Raw genomic sequence first — 25689 nt, 5'->3', positions numbered from 1 at the left:
TGATTTCCCGCATAATATATGATAACATTTATCAATAACAATGATAATTGTTATCATATTCGGAGGTGCATAGTAATGCCTTTATATACCTTAAAGAAAAAAGCTTCTTGCACTATTAAGAGTCTACCTGCAATTAAACTACTCCATTCAATGGGTTTGCGTGAGGGTTTACCAGTCTCTGTAGTAACTAAGCAGCCTTTTGGCGGACCTATAGTTGTGCAAATCGGCTCACGCTGTATCGCTCTTGGCAAAGATATTGCTGAGCAAATTGAGATTTCTTTAAATGAGGTGTACTAGTTGAAGTGTTGTGATGCTGAAGGAAGAGAGCTTCCTCTCATAGATGGTGAATTACGTTTTCTGTTAATGGGAAATCCTAACGTCGGCAAGAGTGTTATTTTCTCTAAATTAACAGGGATGGATGTCTTAACTGCTAATTATACAGGCTCCACAGTTAGCTTTACGCAAGGTAAGATTACATACGACGAACAGAAGGCCGTTTTAGTTGATGTTCCAGGTACCTATTCCTTAGAAGCCTCGTCTCCTGCTGAGCAGGTAGCAGTCGATTTCATGAATAAGGGCGCGCACGGAATTATTTGCGTATTAGACGCAACCAACTTAGAGCGTAGCCTTCATTTTGCTTATCAGGTGCTAGAGTACAAGATTCCAACTGTATTTGCCCTGAATCTATTAGATGTAGCCGAGAGAAAAGGCATTGAGGTTGATGTTAAAAAATTACAAGAAACGTTAGGGGTTCCTGTAATACCAACAATTGCGACGCGTAATATAGGTATTAAGGAACTTAAAGATACTATCTGGGATTACGCATTCGGTCAAAAAGTTGCTGAAACAGAAATCCCTGAAACTTCAGACGAGCGCTGGTCAGAAGTTGCTAGAATCATAGAAAAGGTACAAAAGGTACATAACAAAAAACCTTCGTTCCTGGACCGTTTAGGCGATGCTTCTATGCAACTGTTCCCTGGAATTCCTATAGCATTAGTTGTACTAAGTCTAGCGGTAGCCGTTGTTGTAGGCGGTGGTAAAGCTCTTCGTGGAGCTGTGTTATTACCACTTGTTAACGACGTTTACGCTCCTTGGATAACTGGTATCGTCTCTAAGTTTGTCCCAGAAGGAGTATTTCTAAATATCCTTGTCGGTGAGTTTGGTATGCTTATCAAGGGTATCGAATGGCCAATTGCACTTATACTTCCTTATGTGTTTTTCTTTTATGTTGCTCTTTCATTTTTAGAGGATAGTGGCTATTTACCGCGTTTAGGAGTCTTAATGGATGGTATATTGCGTCGTGTAGGAATACAAGGTGGCAGTATTGTTCCTTTTATGATGGGCTATGGTTGTGCTGTACCGGCAGTACTAGGTTCAAGAACTGCAACTACCTATAAGGAACGGATAATTATCGCAGGTGTCGTATCCCTCGCCGTCCCCTGCACCGCCCAGACTGGAGCCTTTATCGCACTATTAGGTGATCACTCTGTTCTGATGCTGGTGCTAGTATACATGGTCTCATTTGCGGCAATATTCCTTGGTGGATTAATGCTTAACAGAGCTATGCCAGGAAAAATAGACTCCATGCTTTTAGAAATACCGAATCTTTTATTACCTAGTGCCCCTGCATTATTAAAGAAGATTTGGGTACGGACTAAAAACTTTTTAATAGAAGCAGAAATACCAATGATTCTTGCAATCGGTTTAGCAGCTATTATTGTCGAAACAGGATTATTAAATATTATAGGTGTATATATTCAACCACTTGTTGTTAGGTGGTTAGGTCTACCGATTGAAGCAAGTCTCGCATTAGTTTTAGGAGTTATACGTAGGGAGTTAGGAGTACTACCGTTAATTGAACTTGAGCTATCTACACTACAAATGTTTGTTGGATCAATTGTTGCTCTATTCTACCTTCCTTGCTTATCAGTGTTTGCCGTTTTAGTTAAGGAGTTCAAGCTAAAAGTTGCAGCTTTAATTAGTTTATCTACGATAGCAATTGCCTTTTTAGTAGGTGGCCTGATAAATCATGGTGTTCAATTTATTATGGCCTTGTTTTAAAAAACGACTTTTGGATGTGATTTTATGAGTATCATAGCTTCTTTAACAAAAAAGATTGAGGAAACAGCCATTGTCTCCCCAACTTTGCGTTTTTTCTGTAAGCTATACTACAACCCGATTGTAAAGCGGGAGATTGAGTTGGCAAACATCACAAAAAAAGATCATGTCTTGTGTATTGGTGGTGGACCGTTTCCGTGGACTGCTATTGAAATCGCTCGGGACACAAGGGCTAAAGTTACTGTTATCGATGTCCACTATCTTTCTACCCTTTATGCCAAGCAAGCTATTTCTATTTTTGGTTTAGAAAATTTGATTGAAATTCGCCTTGGTGATGGTCAAAGTATTGATACATCAGATTTCACCGTCACCCATATCGCACTACAAGCAATGCCGCAAGATCGTATTCTATCAAACGTACTAAATCGTTCAAAACAAGGATCTCGTGTGCTCGTCCGCTGCGCTCACGATTGTTTAGGTAGTTTTTATAGCTGCTTAAGCAATCAATGCCTTTGCGATATGTGTAAATCCACACGTCAAAAAAATTCTACAATGAGTGAAACGCTGTTATTTATCAAAGGACTTAGAGGTGAACGGTTTGAAGAAGCTAATGCTTACGCTTCTCGGGTTAATATTAATAGCACTGCTTCTGTGGCAAAGTGATTTTCGCGAAATCACCTCAAGCCTTGCATCAGTAAGTAAAGATATGCTTTTATTTGCTTGTTTTTTACAAATAATCACTATCTACCTAATCTGCTTACAATGGCAATTAATTGCTAAAAAGATGGGTTGTATAATTCCTTTTAAAAATATCTTTCATATCAACATGGCGGGCACTTTTGTTGAAAGTGTCACACCAGCTGCGAAGGCTGGTGGTGAAGCCGCTAAGGTTGTTCTCCTAAAACCACACCTTAACAACTCCACTAGCCAAGCGCTTGCGCTCGTTGGTTTGCAGAAAACCATAAGCATGGTCTGCTTTTTATTCCTTTGTATTGTTTCCTTATCCTGGTTTTTATTGACATTTAGCGATTTTGGCACCGAGAGTGTGGCATTAATTATTGGTCTTTTATTTATTATTGCCTTTGTTGCCTTATTAGGTGCTTTCATAAAGAAGCCTATGCTAATACACAGCTTGGTAGCTTATCTACCTGTGAAGGAGTCTTTTAAGGACAGAATCTGTACTAGTATGACTACCATTGATGCTACCATTAAAAGTGCCTTAAAAGATAAATATGTTTTGACATCGCAGCTAATATTATCAACATTTATTTGGCTGTTTTTTGCCGTTAAGTCATATTATATTGCACTCTCTCTACAGGTTGATATCGGATTTATCGCTATTGCCGTCATTACATATTTGACCTATATGGTTGCTATGGTTCCTATAACCCCAGGTGGACTTGGCACCTTTGAAGGTAGTATGGTACTGTTATTAGCTCCCTTAGGGGTTGCCTTACATGAGGCTCTATTGTTAGCACTTATTATCCGCTTTGTGACATTCTGGTTTGTATTCGCAGTAAGTGCTTTGTACCTCGGGGGACAGCAACTATTGAAATCTTTTGACTAAACTAGTCAACCTCTATTAGCCTCAACCAAAACTAGATGCCCCTGGACACCCTCCAGCCGACGGACAGCCTCCTGCTCCAGTCCCCTTTGGACTGACTGGCCCTTTTATATTAGCCTTAAATACAGGCTCTTTTTTCGTACTTGAGCAGCTTGGACACTGTGCATCTTGCCTTTCCTCATATGAGGCACGCACTTGATATTCCTGCTTGCATTCTTTGCAACGCAAATCAAAGATTGGCATAATAACTCTCCTTCCAAATTTCCTATTTTCAAAAAACTGATTGTCTAATACGACATACTATCTATTTCTCATCTATTATAAATGATTCCTTAATATTATAAATGATTCTACTCAAAATGATAAATACTATCTACAAAGTGTAGGTTTTGCTGAAAATGATTATTAAAAGCCTTCCCATTAAAGATTAGATGAGATTGGATGTGACTTTATGTTTGAATGGTTGCCCTGGGCCGCCGAACGTGTATTGGCAATGTTTATTGGTATTACATTTCTACTGATAGGAATACAGGTGACATTGTTTCATTATCGACAAAATTTAAACAAATGGGTGATGTGGGGGCCTGTTATCTTCACTCCTATTATGTTTATCGTCGCAGCCACTTATGCATTAAGGCCGACTGAATGGTTGTTTTGGTTCTATGCAATTATGCTAGCTATTGGATTTCTTGATGGCTTAATAGGCTTTTTTTATCACGTTAAGGGTGTTGGGCTACGGGTTGATGGCTATAAACTCAGGAATTTCTTAATCGGACCCCCAATCATTCTTCCACTATTATTTGTTGCGCTAACTGGATTAGGTATGATGTCTATTTATCAGCAGGTCCTTAACAACTTTGCCTATGTGCTTACATGGTGGTCTTAGGAGGGATATACTATGACAGATGATTATGTGCAACAAGAAACTAAAAAAGTAACACACTACCCAAAGTATCATGTGCTTGAGCAGCAGGATTATTGGGACCCCCATACTCGGGATATTGTATTGGGTAGATTAGAATATTCATACACTACGAATTACTTGACTCTGGCAGAAGTAGAATTATTAAAGCGTGTCTGTGCTCACTTAATTCACGATAAAAACGAGGAAATCTTATACTTTATAATCCGACACATTGACTCTACTCTATCGAGCCAAATTGGCGAAAATCAACGTCAAGAGGGGATTCCTAGTGCTAAGGATTTAATAAGACACGGATTAGAACTTTTAAACTCTGCTACAAAAAGATATAATTCTATGCGCTTTATTGAATCGAATGCAGATGCCCAGCTTGCAGTGCTTGAAGAACTCGCTAAGGGAAACATAAATGAATGGGATATCCGTTTGCAGCAAGCTTTTTTTAAGAAGCTATTATCTTTAACCGTTGACGCATATTATTCCCATCCAGTCGTCTGGTCAGCAATAGGCTATGGTGGTCCCGCCTATCCTAGGGGCTACGTGCGAGCAGGCCTTGGACAGCTTGATCCATGGGAGGCGCAAACAGAATGAGTACATTAAAGTGGAAATATAGTGATGAACAGGTTGATGTAGTAATTGTTGGTGCTGGTGCCGCAGGCGGTGTGTTAGCTAGGAGACTGTCAGAGGCAAAGCTTAAGGTTGTTGTCATAGAAGCTGGTCCAACAAGGGACCCTCAGAAGGATTTCGCCTCTGATGAACTAGCTATGAAACGTTTAGCATGGAATGATACTCGCATCGTCACTGGAGATAACCCCTTATGTATGGGTTCTAATAACTCTGGAAGAGGCGTTGGTGGTGGAACAGTCCATTTCACTGGAGTGTTTTTGCGGTTTCACGAATCAGATTTTCGGACTAAATCTGAAGACGGCGTTGGTGAAGACTGGCCTATTTCTTATGTAGATTTGGAGCCTTATTACGACAAAGTTGAACGTGATATTGCTGTTTCTGGTCCGAAATTCTTTCCTTGGGGTAGCTTCAACGGACCGTATCCCTATCCAGAGCGCGAGCCCCTTAGCCCTAATTCCTATATGTTTATGAATGGGGCAGCAAAGCTTGGTATTGAAACATCTGTAGCTCCACTGGCTATTTTATCAGCTCCATTTGAAGGTCGACCGCCTTGTATTAACCGTGGTTTTTGTAACCAGGGCTGTATGCCTAATGCTAAGTTCAGCACACTTATTCACCATATACCGAAAGCTAAGACTGCTGGTGCGATTGTACTGGACAACTCTACAGTAACGGAGATTATGTCTGACCAAACTGGTCGAGTCACTGGTGTGCGCTTTGTTTACCATGGCAAGGAATATATTCAAAAGGCTAAGGTTGTAATTCTATCCGCCTTTGCAGTCGAGTCACCTAGACTCTTACTACATTCAGCCACAGAGCAGCATCCTAACGGACTTGCTAATAGTAGCGGCTGGGTTGGTCATGGAATCATGCCCCATAGTAGTCATGATGTATATGCTAAATTCGCCGACGAAATCCGACTATATAAAGGCACACCTGTCTTAGCAACTACACAGGAGTTCTATGAGACTGATGCAAAACGTGGATTTGCTAGGGGCTATTCAATTCACGCCCATGGTGCTAGACCCTTAGGAATTGCTGGCGAACTGGCATCACGTGCTGGAATCTGGGGTAAACAGCTACACGATACAATGCTTGATTATAACTATTATGGGCGCTTAACCTTAGTCGGTGAAGTACTCCCAAATTACGATAACTGTGTAACTCTCGCTAACGAGATGGATAATTACGATGTATCGTTAGCTAAGATTAATTTTAGCTACGGAGACAACGATTTGAAGTTAATAGACCACGCTGTCAAGAAGATGAGCGATATCTTATTTGCTGCTGGCGGCGGTGTTGAATATGTGACACCTGACTCTGCTCACCTTATGGGTGGTTGTCGCATGGGAGCAAACCCAAGCACATCAGTGGTGAACGAATTCTGTCAAAGTCACGATATCGATAATTTGTTCATATGTGATGCCAGTGTATTCGTTACTTCAGCTGGACTTAATCCTACTGAAACTGTTATGGCTCTTGCAGAAAGAACAGCAGACTATATTATACATGAATACAGCTAATTAGTTGTATATTGTAGCATTCGTCTTTTAAACTAAAGATATCGAAAGGTAGTACCAAGCACAAAGGTTAAAAGAATATAAAACAAAACAAATATAAATATGTAAAAGGAGGCAATTAGTATGAGTATAAAAGAATTGGAAATTTTGAAGCAGGCAATTCTAATTGAAAAAGAGGGTTACGAGTTTTATAAGATGTCTGCCGAACAGGCCAAAGAAGAAGACGTCAAAGCTGCTTTACTATTCTTGGCTGAAGAAGAAAAACAGCATCAGGACTGGTTATGCTCGCTGTATCAGGATATTAATGAAAAGCGTGATGTTCGCATTGATTATAGCAAGCTTGAAGTCCCTGAGAAGACCAAGCAAATCTTTAGCTGGAAAAATGTATCTCCAGAAAGTGGTTCACTAGCTGTTTCAGTGTTTGGAATTGGTGTAACAATGGAGAAAAACGCGATTGATTACTATTATAAGGCAATGAAGGAAACAGAATTGCCAGAGGCAAAGGCGTTATATGAAAAGCTGATTGTTTGGGAATCTGAGCATCTAGATTTGTTCCAAAAAAACTACGACTTACTAAAAGAAGATTGGTGGGAAAGACAGCGGTTCTCCCCAGCTTAAGCTAACTTCTATACGCTAAGTTAATACAGAGTACTTAATTATTATGCACCAAAAAAAGGGACTTCCTGATGATTCAGGCTTGTCCCTTTTTATCTATCAATTACAACTACAACCAATTCTATTGCAATGCGTCTAAATTATGCTGAAACTGCTGTCTAAGGTTATCTAGTAGTTGATCCTTCTCCTCGTCAGTGAGCTGATTTATGTATATCGGCTCGCCAACAATCACATTTACTTCTGCAGGACGAACGCGACTGCCATTCCCTTCATAAATCTTATACGAGCCTGAAATTGTAACAGGTACTATTGGCACACCGCTTTTCTCTGCAATTCTTAGGCTACCCTTTTTGAATTCACCCATTTTAGCGCTTTTGCTTCGGGTTCCTTCAGGAAATATAACGAGTGTATGGCCTTCCTTTAAGAAATTCGTCGCTTCACCTAAAGCTTTAATAGCTTGACGTGGATTCTGGCGGTCAATAAAAACACATTTAACCCTTTTCATCCATGTAGACATGATTGGAACCTTACCAAGCTCTTTTTTTGCAATGAATCCTAAGGGTTTATCTAGATAGCCAGCCAATATTGGTATGTCAAAGTTGCTCTGGTGATTACTGATTATTAGGCAAGGACCATCAGGAATATTATCTTTACCTTGTACATGAATTGTGCTTCCAGTCCGTTCAACAAGGTATTGTCCCCAAGCCTTCGCAGATTCATCTAAGAAAGTCTTTTGTTCTTCTAGCTTACCTTCCTTGCCCAACTTATTAAATTTATAGGATGTATGCAATGTAGAAATTAAATGTAAACCAAAACGAGTGAAAAAATATACTGTCCGTAGCATACTACAACACTCCCTCTAGGCTTGCCCCTTTAGCGAAAAAGCGCTTAACATTATTCTCAACGTTTGCATCAGGAATTAACGCCGGAGCATGATGTGGTTTTGTCCTTACATCAATAATTATATTATCACAGCCCCAATGTTTATACTCATAATAGCCATTAACACCATGAATATCATGGGAAGGGTTGCTTCTAGTAAAGGTAACCCATAGGAAGTTGTTAATATCCTCACTAATGAACTGACTATCATCACATAATATTATCATTGGACACGTTGGCATAGGTCCCTTTTCTTTAATAGCGTTACTTAAGTTCTGAGTTTCTGTTTCTGTGTCAGCATGTGTTGAGAACTTCGGTCCCTCGATTGCAACTACCCCTGGCATTACCAATTTAGGGTTCTTAAAATCATCTAACCCCTGTAAGTTTGCTGGTACTTCTGTGCATAAATCGCGCTTTTTATCACCATATGCAGCAATAATGACCTTACTACCAGTATTTAAGCCTGTACCCGTATAATCTAGCGTATCAATCGTCGTATTTGTTTGAAAATGGATATCTCTATGCAAATCGATTCTTTCTAATATATAAGTAATAAACTCTTCTTCCTTATGTGTGTCTAAAGGCTTGTCATCCTCTGCCGTAATGAACAAATACTTAGCAAGGCTGAGCTGTCCTGAGCCTAATATTCTGTTGGCAATTGTTAATAGCTCAGCTGGTTGTTTAGCCTGTTGGTATGGTGTATAGCGTTCACTTCCTATAGCAAACAGTAGCGGGTGAACACCTGCCGCATCTACGGCATGGACTTCCTTGACGCCTGGAATTTCACGTTGAATTGCATCCCCTGTCAGCTCATGGATAAGTGCACCAAAAGAAGTATCCTCCTGTGGCGGACGACCAACAGCCGTAAATGGCCAAATGGCATTTTCCCTTGCATAGACCTTATGTACTCTCATTACCGGAAACTCATGAACTAAACTATAGTAGCCTAGATGGTCTCCAAATGGTCCCTCTGGCTTCGTTTCCCGAGGGTAGATGTCACCAGTGATAACGAAATCTGCATCGTTACTGATACAATAGCCATCTATATAGCTATAACGGAAGCGACGTCCAGCTAATAATCCCGCAAAGGTCATTTCACTTAAGCCCTCTGGTAATGGCATAACAGCAGCTAGTGTATGGGCTGGTGGTCCGCCGATGAAGACACTTACCTTTAGTGGTTCACCTTTTTTGCTAGCTTTAGCCTGGTGGACACCGATACCACGATGAATTTGGTAGTGTACTCCTATATCTTTGTTTAACTCATAGTCATTGCCATTTAGTTGTACACGATACATGCCAAGATTTGAGTTCATTATTCCTGGTTTATCTGGGTCTTCACTATATACTTGCGGTAGCGTAATAAATGCACCACCGTCATCTGGCCAATGGTGAATCAGTGGTAGATCTGAAATACTGATTTCTTGAAAGCCTACTGGTAGACTTGAAGATAGCTTCTTAGGTAAAGCATTAGACGCTGCTAGTCCAGTACGCACATGGTTAAAAGGATTTTTTAACGCCATCATAGGATCATTTCTGAGGGCAACGACATTTTGCGCCGCATCCCAGGTTTTACGGAAGATGAATTTACTGCGCTCAATTGTTCCGAATAAATTCGATACTGCACCAAATTTTGTTCCTTTAACATTTTCAAAAAATAACGCAGGACCGCCTGCCTCATAGACTTTTAATTGAATAGAAGCCATTTCAAGATAAGGGTCTACCTCTTCTTTAATCCTTATTAAATGACCATGCTTTTCCAAATCTAAAATACATTCTTCTAAGTTTTTATACATAGTACTGTCTCCTTGTATAATATGTATTTTAATTCCTATATCCGTAAACAAACCGTATCAATTATACCATATATATATCATTTCTGTTAATGCTACCTAATACAAAATAGAAAGCTTATCCCATGTTGTGGAATAAGCTTTATCATACGCTCATGATGTTTTTATAGTAAATTATAAATATTCAAGGAACATCGTAGCAATATAGAAATATATTAATAAACCTATTATATCATTAAGTGTGGTAATAAACGGTCCTGAGGCAACTGCAGGATCAATCTTTAGCTTGTTAATTAGTATTGGAATAATAGCTCCAATCATTGTTGCAATACTTAAGGTACATAGTAGTGAAAACGCTACTATAAATGCTAACATAAACTTAGCATCGTAAGTAAAATATGCGACAGGTATTATAACCAATAATGCTATCGCACATATGATTCCTAAGATAATCCCAGTCCCAAATTCCCTGCGTATTAACTGCCGAACCGTAGACCTGTTTACTTGACCGATTGCTATGCTACGTACCATTACAGCAAGGGCCTGTGTTCCTGTGTTCCCAGCTGATCCCATTATCATCGGAATAAAAGCTGCTAATAGTACAATCGTAGCTAAAGTGTCTTCAAATTGACCGATAATTCCAGCCGTAACAAGACCTAAGAACATCAATATTAAAATCCACGGAGCACGCATTTTTGCTGCTTGAAATGATGATATGTTAACGTCAGAAGACCCTTTGGTCGCTGTGATTTCTCCGAAATCCTCTGCTACTTCTTCTTCAATTATATCCATAACATCATCGACTGTGACAATCCCTACAAGCTTGCCGTCATCTTTGACTACAGGTATTGCTAGAAAATCATATTTTTTAATTAGCTTAGCTACTTCTTCTTGGTCTGTTTTAACGTTGACAGATACAATTCTAGTGCTCATAATATCTTCGATTTTTTGATCTAATCTGGCGAATAACAAATCCCTTAAAGAAAGTACTCCTACTAATTCCTCTACCTGATTTACAACATACAAGTAGTAGATAGTCTCAGCCTCTGGCTCTTGCTCACGTAGACGTTCCATTACCTTGCTAGCTGTATCCGAAGTGCATATAGATATATATTCTGTTGTCATGATACTACCAGCAGAATCTGGTTCGTAATTTAAGATTTCATTAATCTCTTTGGCATCTTCTATATCTAATTGTTCTATTATATCCTTAGCTTCTTGTTCCTCTAGTTCACCTAAGAAAGAAACTAAGTCGTCAGTGTACATATTACTTAGCATCTCTGATGCATAACCATCTTCTAGCTCTCTAACAACTTCCTTCTGATCTTCAGACTCCATCCCCTGAAATATTTCAGCAAATTCCTCAGGAGTTAAGTACTCAACCACTAGTGCTTTCTGCACTTCATCAAAACCAGAGAACAATTCTACTTGGTCTGTCGGGTGCAGCTCTAGGAATAGTTCACGAAATTTACCTTTATTTTGACCATTTAATGCATAAATGACTAACTGTGTATATTGCTCAACCGTATGCTGATCAAGTTTTACCATATGCAATTCCCCCTTATAACAAGCAGGGACACTAATTCACACAATACTAAAATAACTCTATTATTTCATATGACATAGAGTGATGAAATGGGTCAATGCTTGTAACCGATTATTTGATTTAATTATTTTTGAAAACCATCGCCTATCGGGACAACTATCCATTAATCCTCACTCCCCTTAACATATAATAAGCACCTTCATTAAGAAGGTGCATCAATCATATCTTACCAACCATGAAATAATGCTTCCACAAGCTAGTGTATATGGCCTTAACACCGTTTGTCAATATATATTTCCTACCTAATCCTGCTATATATATATCAGACTATATGTTATATATCAGCCCATATGTTTGATTAAATATTAGGAGAAATAAGCTATTAGGGCTGTGGCAACGGAAAAGTAGATTAAAATGGCCAGTATGTCATTAATTGTTGTAATAAAAGGCCCAGAGGCAACTGCTGGATCTATTCGTAATCGATTTATGATTAGCGGCACTATAGCACCAATGACAGTAGCGAAAGTCAGAGTAACAAGTAATGATATTGTTATAGTTAAAACATAAAAAGTACTTAAAGTTATTAGATATACAATTACACCCGCTATAACGGAGCATATAACTCCAATTATCATGCCAGTTAGAGTTTCTCTGAATAATAGCTGTTTAATCTGTTGGTCTCTTATTTTGCCAGTGGCTAAACCTCTAATTACAACCGCTAATGATTGAATACCCGTATTGCCCGCCATGTCTGTAATCATTGGAACAAAAAGCAGTAGAAAAGCAAAACTAATAAAAGTCACTTCAAAACTACTAATAATTGAACCTGTAAACAAACCCATAAACAAAAGTATTATTAACCAAGGGAGTCGTCGTTTCGCTGCCGTTATCGGACTTATTTCTAAATCTACAGTCCCTCTAATGGCTGACATATCCTCAATATCCTCATCAGTTTCTTCCTCTAAAATATCTAAGACGTCATCAACTGTTACAATTCCTAAAATCCTTTTTTCATGATCTACTACAGGAACAGCCAAAAGGTCATAATCTTTAATAGCTGTAACGGCATCCCTATGACTAGTAAGTGCCGATAGTGTTATAACATTCGATTTCATAATATCGTGTACTTTTGTTAATGGATCTTTGGTAATTAGCTCTCGTAACGACACAACACCTATTAAACGTTTTTCTTGATTGAGTACGTATATATAGTAAATCGTTTCCGCCTCTAAGCCTTCTGCGCGCAAACGCAGTAATATTTGTTCGACGGTTTCGTCATCTTTAGCCGTTATATACTCCGTAGTCATTACCGAGCCTACTGTGTCTTTTTTATAGGATAACAATCTTTTAATATTTTGAGCTTGTATGTCATCCATTTTTCTCAGGTATTCCTGACTCTGTTGTGCAGACACTTCTCCTAAGAAATCGACTAAATCATCAGCAGACACATCATTAAGCATCTCTGCTGCATAGGTGTCTTCTAATTCCTCCATTATGATTTTTTGTTCATCAGCATATAGACCCTCAAATATCAAAGCTAGTTCGTCTGCTAATATATACTCATATACTAAGGAGCGTTTATCCTTGGTTAGCTCACGAAATACCTCAGTCTGATCTGTTGGATGCAGATTTAGAAAGTCTTTGCGAAATTTTTCTTTATCTCTATTCTTTAGTGCAAGGAGTAGATAGTATATGTATTCTTCGCGATTTTTGTGATTTAATTGCACCATAATTCATTCCTCCCCTCTACAAGTGCTCAACGTCAACGGTTAGCACGTGGTCAATCTTTTTAATTAGGTAATATATCTCTGTTGTATATTGTTTCTCAGGAGCGGAGATTGTTAAATCGATTTGTTGATTTCCGTTATCTAAGTCTTTAATTTTTATATGACGTATTTGAATGTCATAGTTTTTTTGCTTACTGAGACCTTGACCCTTACTTTCTATTATCTTTAGAAGCTCCGTCATACGGTAGTTCGGCTCAACAACAATCTTAAGGGCGACGTCTCGCTTACTTAGAGAACCAGGACCAGCCCACTTTACAAAGCTAGGTATAAAATTAACTGCAACAATTAATAGAAAAACTACATATGAAGCTTCAAAATAAAATCCAGCGCCAACAGCTATCCCAATTCCTGATGCGGCCCAAATCATTGCCGCTGACGTTAGTCCAGAAATGACATCGTTAGTCCTGCGAAGGATGACACCTGCACCTAAGAAACCGACTCCACTAACAATTTGCGCCGCTAAACGCATCGGATCCATATTATTATATAATGGACTCGAGTATTTAAAGAACGATTCAATCGATACAATCGTTAATAGACAGCTGGCAACGCAAATAATCATCGTTGTTTTTAAGCCTAAGGGTTTATGCTTTAGTTGTCTATCGATTCCGATTAATAAACCGAATAATAACGCTATACTTAATTTCATGAGCACTTCTAGACCCATTTTTATCACCACCTACAATGAAGTATTCTTATATCATTCTTATATACATCATATAAAGAAAGAACCTTCAATTAAAAATCGAAGGTTCTGAGTAATCTCCCTTACACCTGAGGTAAGTAGTTGATTAATGCTGTTGCAACGGAGAAGTATATTAACAGTCCGATGATATCGTTAATAGTCGTAATGAATGGACCTGAAGCAACCGCTGGATCAATCTTAAGCTTGTTGATTATGATTGGTACAATCGCCCCTACCATAGTCGCAACACTTAAGGTAATAAATAGTGAGAAACCAACGATGAACGCTAAAACATAGCTATCGTAGAGAAACGGAACTATAATCATCAGTGCTATTGCACACATTAGACCAAGCATAATTCCAGTTCCAAATTCACGTTTTAATAGTTGCTTGACTCCACCTTTTTCTAATGTTCCTAGTGCCATACCACGTACGACAACAGCTAGAGCCTGGGTTCCTGTATTACCTGCTGAGTCCATAATCAATGGAATAAATACCGCCAATAATATCACTGTCTCTAATGTTTCTTCAAACTGTCCAATTACATTGGCCGTAATAAGTCCTAAAAACATTAGCAAAAGAATCCATGGAGCACGCATTCTAGCAGCTTTTACAGAAGTAATATTTGCGTCTACTGAACCCCTAGTCGCCGTGATTTCACCAATATCCTCTGTAGCCTCTTCCTCTAGAACATCCATAACGTCATCGACAGTAACAATTCCTATAAACTCACCATCATCCTTGACAACTGGAATTGCTAATAAGTCATACTTCTTAATCATCTTAGCTACTTCTTCCTGGTCAGTATTAACATTTACCGATACAACTCGGGTACTCATAATATTTTCGATTTTTTCATCTAATTTTGAAAACATTAAATCTCTTAAGGATAGAACCCCTACCAGTTGGTGCAAATCATTAACTACATATAGGTAATAGATGGTCTCAGCGTCTCGTTGCTTCTCACGTAGACTCTCCATTACATTGCCAACGGTATCTGAGGAAACTATAGAAATAAACTCGGTGGTCATAATTGCACCGGCTGTTTCGTCCTCATAATTCAAAATCTCTTTAATGTCTTCTGCTTCTTCTTTATCTAGCAAGCCAATAACTTCTTTAGCTTCTTTATCTTCTAGCTCACCAATAAAGGATGCTAAGTCATCAGAATACATATTATTAAATAATTCAGTTGCATATGCATGGTCAAGCCTTTTTACTAGTTCCTTCTGTTGGTCTATCTCCATGCCCTGGAAAACTTCAGCAAACTCTTCTGCAGTTATATAATTATGCACCTGCACCTGTTGAGTTTCTGAGAATTTTGAATATAATTCGACCTGATCAGTCGGATGAAGTTCTAAAAATAATTCGCGGAACTTATCTTTGTTATTAGCATCTAAGGCTTGGGTTACTAAACGAGTGTATTCTTCCGCTGTGTGTTTATCTAATTTCACCATTTTAAATCCTCCTTTTCATGCCAAGGATTCCACTAGGTGTCTGACTTTAATCGAGGATGTGGCATAACGGAACCCATGGCTGTAGTGTTTCCTAATTTTGTTTGATTATGAAAAAAGTTGAGTTTGTTACTACACCTACAACTACTGTCCATATATTACACCACTCCCTTTCACACTAAAATTATTGTCTGAAAAACACAAAAACACCCATCAACGAATAAGGGTGTCCCAAAATCAGAACTACAGACAACACAAATAATCTGTTCCCTCCATCGTTGAGCTTTAGCACTATACGGCATAGGATAACATCCAGCTACATTAAAAACGACCTTATGTCGATCGTTCCTGTTGACCCATTGGCGTCTTTGGACATTTTTGGGCAGCAGCGTATCTCCGTATAGGAGCCTCACCTAACGAGGTGTATTGAATTATTTTCATTTGTTAGTCTATATGCATATCCTATGCCCTGTCAAGTATAAATGTTCATAGTGAATGCAATCTGCAATTTTACTAATTTTTAAATTGGTCTTGGTTATCACTGACAAATATGTTACTTTGTAATAAGGGTATTTTGGAAAGGAGTGTTCATTTTTGAATTGGTTTGAAGCATTGGTTTTAGGTATTGTTCAAGGAATTACGGAATTCCTACCGATTTCAAGTTCGGCTCATTTGATTATTACACAGGAGTTATTTGGTATATCTATGCCTGGCTTGGCTTTTGAGGTGTTTTTGCATTTTGCTTCATTGCTTGCCGTTGTATATTTCTTCCGAGCTGATTTAGCGGTAATAATTAAGGAGTTTCTTCAATACGTTGGCACACGCAACGTTAAATATAAAACATCATTTTGGTTTGGAATTTATATTATAGCTGCTACTTTTATAACTGGAGTTCTTGGTATCTTATTAGAGAAACAATTAGCAGATACACTTCGTTCAATGACGACTATTTCTATAGCGCTATTTTTCACTGGTCTATTTTTAATATTAATTGAACGTGTTATGAAATACGGGAATCGCCGCGAAAAGGATATGACTTTTTGGGACGCTTTCTGGGTCGGGATCGGTCAGACTGTAGCTGTAATACCTGGAGTATCACGTGCCGGAAGTACACTAGTAGCTGCTCTGTGGGTAGGATTAGATAAATCGACCGCGGTACGTTTTTCATTCCTTTTATCTATCCCTGTCATCTTAGGATCTACTGTATTAATGTTCCCAGATATGCGACTAGCAGAATTTGATACTGGTTGGTTTGAGCTAACTATTTCATTTATTGCTTCATTTATTTTTGCTTTAATCGGAATTCGCTGGTTAATTGCCTTCTTAAATCGTAGTAAGTTAATTTACTTTGCATATTACTGCTTCTTTGTAAGTGGTGTTGTATTTATCTTTTTACGTTAATACTTTGTTATCAAATTCTTTTTAATAGACAATTTTTAATAGACAATAAGAATTATAAATACCTAGAATAGCAGGATACACCCCCTAGCGTATTGAATAAAGACTAAGTTATAGAGTAACTATAATATAACCAAATGGTTTTATTATGCAAAATAGTCATTACAATACATATAGGGGGATTTTTGTGTCAACATTTTGGAAGATTTTCATGATACCTAATCGTAATATTGTATATACAGTACCTTTAACTATTTTATCAGGATTAATAGTTGGGTTGTTATTTGACACAAGCGGCTTAAGGGATTACGTTCTTATTGTTTCCATTCTAATGGTTTACCCACTTATGATTGGCTTGAAAATAAGCGAAATCTTCAACTTAAAATACATAAAGTTAATTAACACTTCTCTGCTAATTAACTTTATTTCTATTCCTTTAATTGCTTATTTGCTTGGTTTTATGTTCCTTAGAAATCAACCTGAGCTTTTCGCTGGCCTAGCAATTATCGCCTTACTTCCCACTGGCACTATGACAGTAGCTTTCACCTTAATCGCCAAAGGGAACGTGCCAGCTTCTTTACAACTTACAGTTGTAGGCCTTGTAATAGGAGCAATCCTAGCACCATGGTACTTGCTCGTTATGGTTGGACAATTTATTCCAATCGATTTAATGCAAGTGTTCCAAACTATATTCATGGTAATCTTCATCCCTTTAATTGCAGGTCTGATAACTTATTACGCATTGTTAACTAAAATACCTGAAACGACTTTTAAAGAAAAAATCAAACCAAAGCTACCTGGTTTCACAGCCTATGGAATGATTTATATTATCTTTACGAGCATAAGTATTAATGCTAATCGCATTGTTTCTGATTGGCATCTTCTTTTACTCGCAGTATTCGTTCTATTCTTATTTTATATCGCTATTTTTTCGTTATCATATTTCATTGGTAAACGATTCTATACAAGGGAAAACTGCATATCTTTAGTTTACGGAACAGCCCTCCGTAACCTTGCTATCGGTCTTGGATTAGCAGTAACTACCTTTGGTGCTGACGCTGCTTTGATGGTTGCACTATGTTTCTTATTCCAACAGCAATTTGCTGTACAGTTTGGACGTATCATTAATAAGAGTAATTAAACTTTAATATAGGTCTGGGAAATCTAGCTGTCTGAGTGCTTCATAGGTAAACACGGCAACGGCATTTGAGAGATTTAAGCTCCTAGAATCAGGACTCATTGGCATCCGCAAGCAACGCTCAGGGTTTGCAAACAAGAAATCCTCAGGCAAGCCCTTTGTTTCTTTTCCAAACAAAATCATATCACCAGGCTGATATTCAACCTGTGCGTAATGGGCTTTAGCCTTAGTAGTTGCATAGAACAGTCTTCTGCTAGACTCGTATTTATCTAGAAACGCTTGTAAGCTCTTATGGGTTTCAATTTCTACGAGATGCCAGTAATCCAGCCCCGCTCTTTTTACCTGCTTTTCATCTATAGAGAAGCCCATCGGCTCTACTAAGTGTAGCTTTGTTTTTGTTGCAGCACAGGTGCGGACAATGTTCCCTGTGTTCTGTGGTATTTCTGGCTCTACTAATACTATTTCAATTGACAAAAAAACTACCTCCTACTTCAAAGATTTCTATATATTTTACCACATTGCTGCCGTTTTCACTATTGATGTTCAATCCATTTATGCTATAATAACAAAATAAAACTAAGTTGCACCAAATGAAACTAAATAGTTTGAGGAGGAAGTATATGCCAACCTCAGAAAAGCAACCAGCTGATAAAATGACTGTCCGCTCTGTAGAACGGGCCCTCGATATTTTATCGGCTTTTATAGGGCACGAGAAGAGCCTGTCTTTAACAGATATCTCGCATAAAGTGCATCTACATAAAAGCACTGTGCATCGGTTACTAAACTCCCTTGAAGCACGGGGATACGTTGAAAAAATTCCAGAAGTTGAGCGCTATCGTTTGGGCATGAAAATTATTGAGCTTTCTAGTTATGCTTCTAGATCGAGTGATTTAATCCAAACAGCTATCCCAGAGATGAAGAAAATTCGTGATGAACTAGGTGAGACTGTATCCCTATATGTTAGGGATGGAGATGAGCGCGTGCGCTTGCATGCTATTGAAAGTACGCAAACATTGCGGAGAATTGCTATAATTGGCCAAAGGCTACCGCTTTATGTAGGAGCTGCCAGTAAAGTTCTACTCGCTTATATTCCTGAACAGGAAAGGGACGAGCTATTTACAAAATCGTTCTGTCCTATTAAGTTCGACTTAGTAAGGTATCGTGAAAAAATCTCTAATACACAACTTAACGGTTATGCAATGAGCTTTGAAGAACGGGAAAGCGGAGTAGCTGCTATCGCTGCCCCAGTGTTCTACAGTACAGGCGAATTAGCTGCCGCCCTATCTTTATCTGGGCCAATCGACCGTTTCCCTGACGAACTTTTAGATAGTATTGCGAGTAAGGTTAAGCAATCAGCAAATAATATATCTAATATGCTGGCTTATAATCAAATTACTAGTCATGAGACAAAATTCAGATAAATAGAGGAGTGTAAACATGGGTAAAAATTTAGCACAAAAAATCTTAAGTGAACATTTAGTTTCAGGTGAAATGATTCCTGGCAAAGAAATTGGTATTCGTATTGATCAAACCCTAACACAGGACGCTACTGGTACAATGGCGTATCTTCAATTCGAGGCTACAGGGATTCCCCAGGTGAAAACTGACCTTTCCGTTAGTTACGTTGACCACAACACGTTACAAACTGGATTTGAAAATGCAGATGATCACCGTTACTTACAAACGGTTGCCGCTAAGCACGGTGTGTACTTTTCACGTCCTGGTAACGGTATTAGTCACCAGGTGCATGTTGAGCGTTTTGGAATTCCAGGCAAAACATTATTAGGCTCTGACAGCCATACACCAACAGGTGGCGGTATTGGTATGATTGCCATCGGAGCTGGTGGACTAGATGTTGCAGTAGCAATGGGTGGTGGCGCATTCTATACACCAATGCCAAAAATCTTAAATATTAAGCTGACTGGTAAGCTACAGCCTTGGGTATCTGCTAAGGATGTAATCTTAGAAGTACTACGTCGCCTTTCTGTTAAGGGTGGGGTTGGTAGAATTATTGAGTACACAGGCGAAGGAATTAAGTCATTAACAGTACCTGAACGCGCAATCATTACTAATATGGGTGCTGAGCTTGGTGCTACTACCTCTCTATTCCCTAGTGACGAGATTACCCTTGAATTCTTCAAGGCGCAAAAGCGTGAACAAGACTGGGTTGAATTGCTACCAGATGTGGATGCTACGTACGACGAAGAAATTGAAATTAACTTAAACGAATTAGAGCCTATGGCTGCGAAACCGCATATGCCAGATAATGTAGATACGATTAAAAACATTGGTCCAATTACAGTCAATCAGGTTGCAATTGGTAGCTGTACTAATGGTTCTTATATGGATTTAATGCGTGTAGCTTCTATTCTAAAAGGCAAACAGGTACACCCTGATGTTAGCTTAGTTGTTGCTCCAGGGTCTAAGCAAGTTTTTGAAATGATTGCTGCAAATGGTGCTTTAGCTGACTTAATTAAAGCGGGGGCTCGTATTCTTGAAGCAGCATGCGGACCTTGTATCGGTATGGGACAATCTCCACAAACTGATGCAGTGTCTGTTCGTACATTTAACCGTAACTTTGAAGGTCGTAGTGGTACGAAATCAGCACAAATTTACTTAGCAAGTCCTGAAATAGCGGCTGCCGCTGCTTTAACTGGTAAGTTAATTGACCCGCGTGAGCTTGGCGAGTATCCAATTGTAACGATACCACCAGAGTTTATTATTGATGATAGCATGGTATTAGCACCAGCAGAAGATTCATCAACTGTTGAAGTACGCCGTGGACCAAACATCAAACCTGTGCCAATTAACGAAGCTATGCCAGAGACGATTGCTGCCCCAGTAGTACTTAAGGTTGATGACAACATTACGACTGACCACATCATGCCTGCAGGAGCTAAGATTTTACCATTACGCTCTAACATTCCTGCTATTTCTGAGTATGTATATTGTCAGGTGGATGAGACGTACCCAAAACGCGCTAAAGAAGCAGGAAAATCATTTATCGTGGGTGGTCATAACTATGGACAGGGTTCCAGCCGTGAGCATGCTGCGTTAGCACCTATGTATCTTGGTGTTAAAGCTGTAATTACAAAGTCTTTTGCAAGAATCCACAAAGCGAATCTTGTAAACTTCGGTATCGTACCGTTTACCTTCAAGAATGAAGCGGACTATGATTCGATTGACCAAGATGATAAATTAGAAATTCCGAACATCCGTGAGCAAATGGCAAAGGGCACTGATGTTACTGTGAAAAACGTAACAAAAGGTACGGAGTTCACTGTAGAGTACGACTTATCTGAGCGTCAGATTAGCATCCTCTTAGAAGGCGGACAGTTAAACTACACGAAAAAGCAAGCAGAGAGCAACTAATAACTAATTAAGCTATAAGTGTTACTCTTATACAAATACAAAAGGCAGGGATTCGTTGATTGACGCGAACCCTGCCTTTATCTTTCGAAATTAAGCTAGCTATTGATTAGTTTGCTAATAACTCGGTTGGCTTCAGCCGCAGTACGAGGTTGATAGCCACTGCCACAGAAAGCTTGAGCTAACTGAGGTATTTCTAGGGCCGCACGTTCAATTAACTCAGCATCGCATAAAATCTCAGGTGGGCCAATCTTCACTACCTGTCCATTAGACATTACAATAATTTGTTCAGCCCAGCTATATGCTAAATCTACATCATGGGTAGAAATGATAATTGTCCTATTCCCATCTTCGAGCTTATTCAGAATGCTAAAGAGCTGTCTCTTAGCCGCAGGATCAAGCCCAACTGTCGGCTCATCAAACACTAATATGTCTGGCTTCATTGCCAGAACGCCAGCAATAGCGACGCGCTTCTTCTGACCTAGACTTAGGTTTTGCGGTGGTCGATTTGCCAAATCCATTATACCCACCTGCTCCATTGCCCATTCAACTCTTAAGTGAACTTCTTCTTCCGTTAACGACAGATTCCTTGGCCCAAATGCGATATCCTCTCTTACTGAAGTCGCAAAAACCTGTGAATCTGGATTAGCAAACACAAACCCTACCTGTTGGCGTATTTTTTTCAAGTTAGCTTTTTTGACTTCATCATCAAAGACATAAACCTTTCCTGTATGTGGACTTAATAAGCCGTTGATATGGAAAAATAGCGTTGATTTACCGCAGCCATTTGCTCCCAATATTGCCGTACGTACTCCCTTAGGTATTGTCAAGCTAACGCCATTAAGTGCATTTGTTCCGTCAGGATATCTATAGCTTAATTCGTCAATACGAACTGCCGCTGAATTATTATCTGCTACTACTTTATCTAAATTTTGCTTATCCAAAGAACAACACCCCTCTATCTATAAGCATCAATAGTAATCCCACACCTAATACAGACACTGTAACAATCCAATCCTTAGGGTAGATTTTCTCTGCCTTGCCTAGTCTCATAGTTCCATCATAGCCCCTCGATACCATCGCCTGATAAACGGACTCCGAACGATCAAAGGCAGTAATAAACATGCCACCTATTACTTCTCCCATGGTCGGGAGAACTCTTTTGTTACCTTTAAAACTGAAATTTCTAGACTTGAGCGCCCTTTCAATTTCAAATACTGAGTCCCTAAACATAAAAATATATCTAAATGCTAAAAACAGAATTGATACAAGATATGAAGGCAGCCCGATATTAGCTAGACCTTGAAAAAAACGTTCCACAGGCTGTGTTGTAATCATAATTATCATTACCGAGACAGAAGTTAGGGCCTTTAAAAAAAGTACTAAAGTAAATGTTATCTGTTGTTCTGTAGGAGATAAACCATTTCCAAACAATAATGGAATTGCCATAAATATAAGAAATGGCAATATCCAAGAAAGTCTCCGTGCAAAAAACACTAAATTAAGTCGTCCTATTACAGCAGTGATTAAAACAAATGAAAAAGCTAACGCTAGCAAAGGAATCGATTGCAACGTCAGCACAAAAAATATATAACCAATAGCCGTTAAGGTCTTAGATCTTGTTTCCCAATTATAAAGCCAGGAGTTATTATTATTTAGACTACTCCCATGACCCTTTTCTATAAAATGGTTGCTTTGCTCCCATTTCGATGTCTGCATTTCTTGCTGTTCCATATTTAGCCTCCTAAGAGTTGAGGTCTAGTTCTATATAAAAACTTGACTATGATACCAATCATTACACCCTCAAAAAAAATTAAAGGTATATGTGATATAACAAGTACGTTTATGACAGAAAAATCACCGTGACTATACATATCATCACTAAAATAAAGTGCTGTAATTAAAAACATCAAAGCTATAACAATAGCAAAACCACCTAAGATTGCACTGCGAATAAAGACACCTTTGTCACTATTATATTTTTGATATAAAAAGCCCACTACTAAAGCAGGTATTGACATCATTAAAAAGTTAACACCAAGCACAATAATACCACCGTGTTGAAATAGGGTCGCTTGCATTAATAGACCGACTAAGATGGCTAATGGCGCCCGCCTACCTAATATAATTCCTAGTAAACCAAACAGTAGCAGGTGTACAGAGCTGGGACCTATAGGCATTCTGATTAGTGATGCGACAAAAAAGGCCGCGGTTAATAGACTGATCTTAGGAATTTCTTCAGACTTTAAACCCTTCGCCGAATATGCTATAACTCCAACACTAACAACGGCAGCCGTTGCAGCAATTGGCAGATTTAACACGCCATCAGAAATATGCACAGTAAAACCTCCCATTCCAATCAACTACTAAAGCCAGCATTCAACATCTATTTTATCTTACACTAAATTAAAATGATTTCAATAACAAATGTTTCTCAAAAAAACTGTTGACTTCATCTATTAGCTTTGCTAATCTTAAAACATAATCGACAGCAGAAGCTGTCTTGTGTGAAAACACTTAGAACCACGAAGGTTCACTATTTAGTATAACAATAGTGACTTTGCGTGGTTTTTTTATGTGCATTTTTCACAAGTACAACTAAAAAGATAAAAAGGGAGAGAAAAAATTTCATGAAAAAACGTTTTTTAGCTATTATTTTGGTTGTTACATTGGTTTTATCTATGGCTAGCATGGCATCCGCCCATGAACTGTACTTTGTTGACCTAGAAGAAGGTAAGATGGGTGAAGAAATCGAGCTAAAGCTATGGTGGGGACATTTCCCGCATAACCCTGATCCAGAAAGCGCTTATTTTAACAGTATCCCAGAGGGAGAACTATATGTACATACTCCTGATGGAAAAGAAATTGCTTTAGAATTAACGCAGCAAGATGATCACTATAGTGCATCATTCATTCCTGAAACAGGCGGAGATTTCCAAGTTATCTTTAAACATGACCGTGGAATCATTGATTGGGCACATGGCGAGCCACAGGGCTTCCAGCATATCCAAACATTAGTAAAGGCATATATACCTGTTGATGGAGATCCAGATCTTCATGCCTATGACTTACCTGCTAACCTAGATTTAGAAATCATTCCGAAAGTAGATATCGGTCACTTCCAATTGGCTGATGAGTTCCAAGCTGTTCTAAAATACCTAGGAGAGCCTTTAGCTAATCAATCTATAATTGTTGTAAGCCCAACGGCCACTACATCTGATGCAGAGATTTTTGCTGACATTACAACTGATGAAAATGGTGTGTTCTCATTTGTTCCAAATGATGAAAATACATGGATGCTTAAAGTCGCTTTATTCGATGACGAACGTGGCGGAGTCACTGATGGTCAAGAGTACATTGGTACACGCTATACATTAACAACTTACTTCTTAGTGCAACCTCAAGAGAACGAAGAAGTTGTAGTAGATACAGGAGTTACACCTGCAACACCTGCTAATGATGCTGCAGCCGCTACTGAGCAGGCTAACACGCAAGGCAAGATGCTCTTAATTGGTACCATAATTCTTTTTGCTGGAGCTGCATTCTTATTCTTAAAAGGACGTAAAAAAGGTGACGTTAATGCTTAAGAAGTTCGTTATCTGCTTGCTAGCAGTGGTGCTTCTTCAAGGCATAATTTTCACTGACACTGCTTCAGCACACCGGATGTATATCGTTCAACAAGAGCCTGGACAATTCTTTGTCTTCTATGATGGTCGTGAAGCTGCTACTATGGCTGTTGTTACACTTTATGACGAAGATGATAACATTTTGCTGCAAGAGTCTGTCAACAGTGAAGGGATTATGAAGTATAATCCTCGAAGAGTAAAGGCTGTTAAAGCAGTTGCAGATGATGGTATGGGCCATAGAGCTACCTATAATTACGAAGTAGGAAATGTTGCAGAAGTACCGATTATGTATAAACTAGGTTTTGGTTTAGCATTACTAGTGTTCGTTGCTGCTTTTTTTAACTATAGAAATCAACAAAAAAATAAATCAAACGTTTAACTGTAAACTACCAAACTCATAAAATGTTATATATAAATTGACCCAATAAAAATAGGAAGCTCATCCCCTTGAGCTTCCTATTTTTATGAGAATGTACTAACTTTTGTGTAAATGGTTAAACTTACCACTAAGGAGTTGATCGTTTATGCAAAGTAGTACGTTAGCTAAGGAATTAGCAAAAGATTGTCGTACAGTAGAAGATATCCAGGAAAAGATGAAAGAACTATTCAAGAATACTCTCCAAGAAATTTTTGAAGCAGAGATGGAAAATCATCTTGGGTATCCAAAGAATGATTCCAGAGGCATTAACACTGGTAATAGTCGTAATGGTTATA

General features: G+C 38.7%; 26 protein-coding genes and 1 riboswitch. Of the genes, 15 read left to right on the top strand and 11 right to left on the bottom strand.

The window, feature by feature from the left end; translation table 11 throughout:
• Window positions 1-75: 75 nt before the first annotated feature.
• From BHF68_RS04845 to BHF68_RS04830, 4 genes are read left to right on the top strand one after another with little or no spacing between them, the layout of a single operon-like run.
• On the top strand, window positions 76-297 hold the full coding sequence (locus tag BHF68_RS04845) for a FeoA family protein (RefSeq protein ID WP_069642544.1): 222 nt from the start codon (window positions 76-78) through the stop codon (window positions 295-297).
• Complete coding sequence (locus tag BHF68_RS04840) at window positions 298-2061, top strand: ferrous iron transporter B (protein WP_069642543.1); 1764 nt, start codon at window positions 298-300, stop codon at window positions 2059-2061.
• Window positions 2062-2085: 24 nt separating this feature from the next.
• Window positions 2086-2721, top strand: coding sequence for a class I SAM-dependent methyltransferase (locus tag BHF68_RS04835; RefSeq protein WP_069642542.1), 636 nt, complete (start codon window positions 2086-2088; stop codon window positions 2719-2721).
• The gene (locus BHF68_RS04830) at window positions 2657-3625 is read left to right on the top strand and encodes a lysylphosphatidylglycerol synthase transmembrane domain-containing protein (protein WP_069642541.1); all 969 of its coding nucleotides are present in this window, start codon (window positions 2657-2659) and stop codon (window positions 3623-3625) included. The genes BHF68_RS04835 and BHF68_RS04830 overlap by 65 nt, the downstream gene beginning before the upstream one ends.
• 21 nt (window positions 3626-3646) lie before the next feature.
• Here BHF68_RS04830 and BHF68_RS04825 read toward each other — a convergent pair whose 3' ends face one another.
• Entirely contained in the window at window positions 3647-3865 is a 219-nt protein-coding gene (locus BHF68_RS04825) for a zinc ribbon domain-containing protein (RefSeq protein WP_069642540.1), read from the bottom strand.
• A gap of 208 nt (window positions 3866-4073) precedes the next feature.
• Here BHF68_RS04825 and BHF68_RS04820 point away from each other — a divergent pair, with 208 nt between their 5' ends.
• From BHF68_RS04820 to BHF68_RS04805, 4 genes are all read left to right on the top strand, one after another.
• Window positions 4074-4508 carry a hypothetical protein gene (locus BHF68_RS04820; RefSeq protein WP_069642539.1) on the top strand — a complete coding sequence of 145 codons (435 nt, stop codon included), beginning with the start codon at window positions 4074-4076 and terminating at the stop codon, window positions 4506-4508.
• A 12-nt stretch (window positions 4509-4520) separates the two neighbouring features.
• Window positions 4521-5132: a gluconate 2-dehydrogenase subunit 3 family protein gene (locus BHF68_RS04815; RefSeq protein ID WP_069642538.1), complete on the top strand. Its 612-nt coding sequence runs from the start codon at window positions 4521-4523 to the stop codon at window positions 5130-5132.
• Window positions 5129-6691, top strand: a complete 1563-nt coding sequence (locus BHF68_RS04810; protein ID WP_069642537.1) for a GMC family oxidoreductase — start codon at window positions 5129-5131, stop codon at window positions 6689-6691. Before BHF68_RS04815 ends, BHF68_RS04810 begins: the two co-directional genes overlap by 4 nt.
• A gap of 120 nt (window positions 6692-6811) precedes the next feature.
• Window positions 6812-7306 (top strand): ferritin family protein, encoded by a 495-nt coding sequence (locus tag BHF68_RS04805; RefSeq protein ID WP_069642536.1) that lies wholly within the window; start codon window positions 6812-6814, stop codon window positions 7304-7306.
• Window positions 7307-7424: 118 nt separating this feature from the next.
• On the opposite strand, the gene BHF68_RS04800 is transcribed toward BHF68_RS04805, so the two are convergent.
• The 6 genes from BHF68_RS04800 to mgtE (BHF68_RS04775) form a co-directional block, all read right to left on the bottom strand.
• Entirely contained in the window at window positions 7425-8147 is a 723-nt protein-coding gene (locus BHF68_RS04800; protein ID WP_069642535.1) for a lysophospholipid acyltransferase family protein, read from the bottom strand.
• A 1-nt stretch (window position 8148) separates the two neighbouring features.
• On the bottom strand, window positions 8149-9978 hold the full coding sequence (locus tag BHF68_RS04795) for a UbiD family decarboxylase (protein WP_069642534.1): 1830 nt from the start codon (window positions 9976-9978) through the stop codon (window positions 8149-8151).
• Window positions 9979-10149: 171 nt separating this feature from the next.
• Window positions 10150-11523 carry a magnesium transporter gene (gene mgtE, locus BHF68_RS04790; protein ID WP_069642533.1) on the bottom strand — a complete coding sequence of 458 codons (1374 nt, stop codon included), beginning with the start codon at window positions 11521-11523 and terminating at the stop codon, window positions 10150-10152.
• 363 nt (window positions 11524-11886) lie between these two features.
• Entirely contained in the window at window positions 11887-13251 is a 1365-nt protein-coding gene (gene mgtE / locus BHF68_RS04785) for a magnesium transporter (protein ID WP_069642532.1), read from the bottom strand.
• A 16-nt stretch (window positions 13252-13267) separates the two neighbouring features.
• Complete coding sequence (locus BHF68_RS04780; protein ID WP_069642531.1) at window positions 13268-13975, bottom strand: MgtC/SapB family protein; 708 nt, start codon at window positions 13973-13975, stop codon at window positions 13268-13270.
• Window positions 13976-14076: 101 nt separating this feature from the next.
• The gene (gene mgtE, locus BHF68_RS04775) at window positions 14077-15447 is read right to left on the bottom strand and encodes a magnesium transporter (protein ID WP_069642530.1); all 1371 of its coding nucleotides are present in this window, start codon (window positions 15445-15447) and stop codon (window positions 14077-14079) included.
• Window positions 15448-15707: 260 nt separating this feature from the next.
• Window positions 15708-15872: riboswitch (M-box (ykoK) riboswitch) on the bottom strand.
• Window positions 15873-16038: 166 nt separating this feature from the next.
• Here mgtE (BHF68_RS04775) and uppP point away from each other — a divergent pair.
• Together uppP and BHF68_RS04765 are read left to right on the top strand one after the other, a co-directional pair.
• On the top strand, window positions 16039-16845 hold the full coding sequence (uppP, locus tag BHF68_RS04770; RefSeq protein WP_069642529.1) for an undecaprenyl-diphosphatase UppP: 807 nt from the start codon (window positions 16039-16041) through the stop codon (window positions 16843-16845).
• Window positions 16846-17029: 184 nt separating this feature from the next.
• Window positions 17030-17983, top strand: a complete 954-nt coding sequence (locus BHF68_RS04765; RefSeq protein ID WP_176719880.1) for an arsenic resistance protein — start codon at window positions 17030-17032, stop codon at window positions 17981-17983.
• A 3-nt stretch (window positions 17984-17986) separates the two neighbouring features.
• Here the strand turns inward: BHF68_RS04765 and trmL are convergent, their stop codons facing one another.
• Entirely contained in the window at window positions 17987-18448 is a 462-nt protein-coding gene (gene trmL, locus BHF68_RS04760) for a tRNA (uridine(34)/cytosine(34)/5-carboxymethylaminomethyluridine(34)-2'-O)-methyltransferase TrmL (RefSeq protein ID WP_084019215.1), read from the bottom strand.
• Between the two features lie 152 nt (window positions 18449-18600).
• Between trmL and BHF68_RS04755 the strand changes: the two genes are divergently transcribed.
• Both BHF68_RS04755 and BHF68_RS04750 read left to right on the top strand, forming a co-directional pair.
• Window positions 18601-19401, top strand: a complete 801-nt coding sequence (locus BHF68_RS04755) for an IclR family transcriptional regulator (RefSeq protein ID WP_069642526.1) — start codon at window positions 18601-18603, stop codon at window positions 19399-19401.
• 16 nt (window positions 19402-19417) lie between these two features.
• Complete coding sequence (locus tag BHF68_RS04750; RefSeq protein ID WP_069642525.1) at window positions 19418-21352, top strand: aconitate hydratase; 1935 nt, start codon at window positions 19418-19420, stop codon at window positions 21350-21352.
• A 95-nt stretch (window positions 21353-21447) separates the two neighbouring features.
• Here the strand turns inward: BHF68_RS04750 and BHF68_RS04745 are convergent, their stop codons facing one another.
• The 3 genes from BHF68_RS04745 to BHF68_RS04735 are packed head-to-tail and all read right to left on the bottom strand — an operon-like array spanning window position 21448 to window position 23688.
• Window positions 21448-22293, bottom strand: coding sequence for an energy-coupling factor ABC transporter ATP-binding protein (locus BHF68_RS04745; RefSeq protein WP_069642524.1), 846 nt, complete (start codon window positions 22291-22293; stop codon window positions 21448-21450).
• Window positions 22286-23083 carry a cobalt ECF transporter T component CbiQ gene (gene cbiQ / locus BHF68_RS04740; protein ID WP_069642523.1) on the bottom strand — a complete coding sequence of 266 codons (798 nt, stop codon included), beginning with the start codon at window positions 23081-23083 and terminating at the stop codon, window positions 22286-22288. The genes BHF68_RS04745 and cbiQ overlap by 8 nt, the downstream gene beginning before the upstream one ends.
• Window positions 23084-23085: 2 nt before the next feature.
• The gene (locus BHF68_RS04735; protein WP_069642522.1) at window positions 23086-23688 is read right to left on the bottom strand and encodes a CbiM family transporter; all 603 of its coding nucleotides are present in this window, start codon (window positions 23686-23688) and stop codon (window positions 23086-23088) included.
• Between the two features lie 291 nt (window positions 23689-23979).
• Here BHF68_RS04735 and BHF68_RS04730 point away from each other — a divergent pair, with 291 nt between their 5' ends.
• From BHF68_RS04730 to BHF68_RS04720, 3 genes are all read left to right on the top strand, one after another.
• The gene (locus tag BHF68_RS04730) at window positions 23980-24936 is read left to right on the top strand and encodes a DUF4198 domain-containing protein (RefSeq protein ID WP_069642521.1); all 957 of its coding nucleotides are present in this window, start codon (window positions 23980-23982) and stop codon (window positions 24934-24936) included.
• Window positions 24920-25354 carry a hypothetical protein gene (locus BHF68_RS04725; RefSeq protein WP_141706233.1) on the top strand — a complete coding sequence of 145 codons (435 nt, stop codon included), beginning with the start codon at window positions 24920-24922 and terminating at the stop codon, window positions 25352-25354. Before BHF68_RS04730 ends, BHF68_RS04725 begins: the two co-directional genes overlap by 17 nt.
• 145 nt (window positions 25355-25499) lie before the next feature.
• The coding region (locus BHF68_RS04720; RefSeq protein WP_176719879.1) for a transposase at window positions 25500-25689 on the top strand (190 nt) is incomplete at its 3' end.

This window comes from Desulfuribacillus alkaliarsenatis, assembly GCF_001730225.1.
Classification (GTDB): domain Bacteria; phylum Bacillota; class Bacilli; order Desulfuribacillales; family Desulfuribacillaceae; genus Desulfuribacillus; species Desulfuribacillus alkaliarsenatis.
Note: the sequence above shows the minus strand (reverse complement) of the source record. Positions and strands in the feature narration are given on the sequence as shown.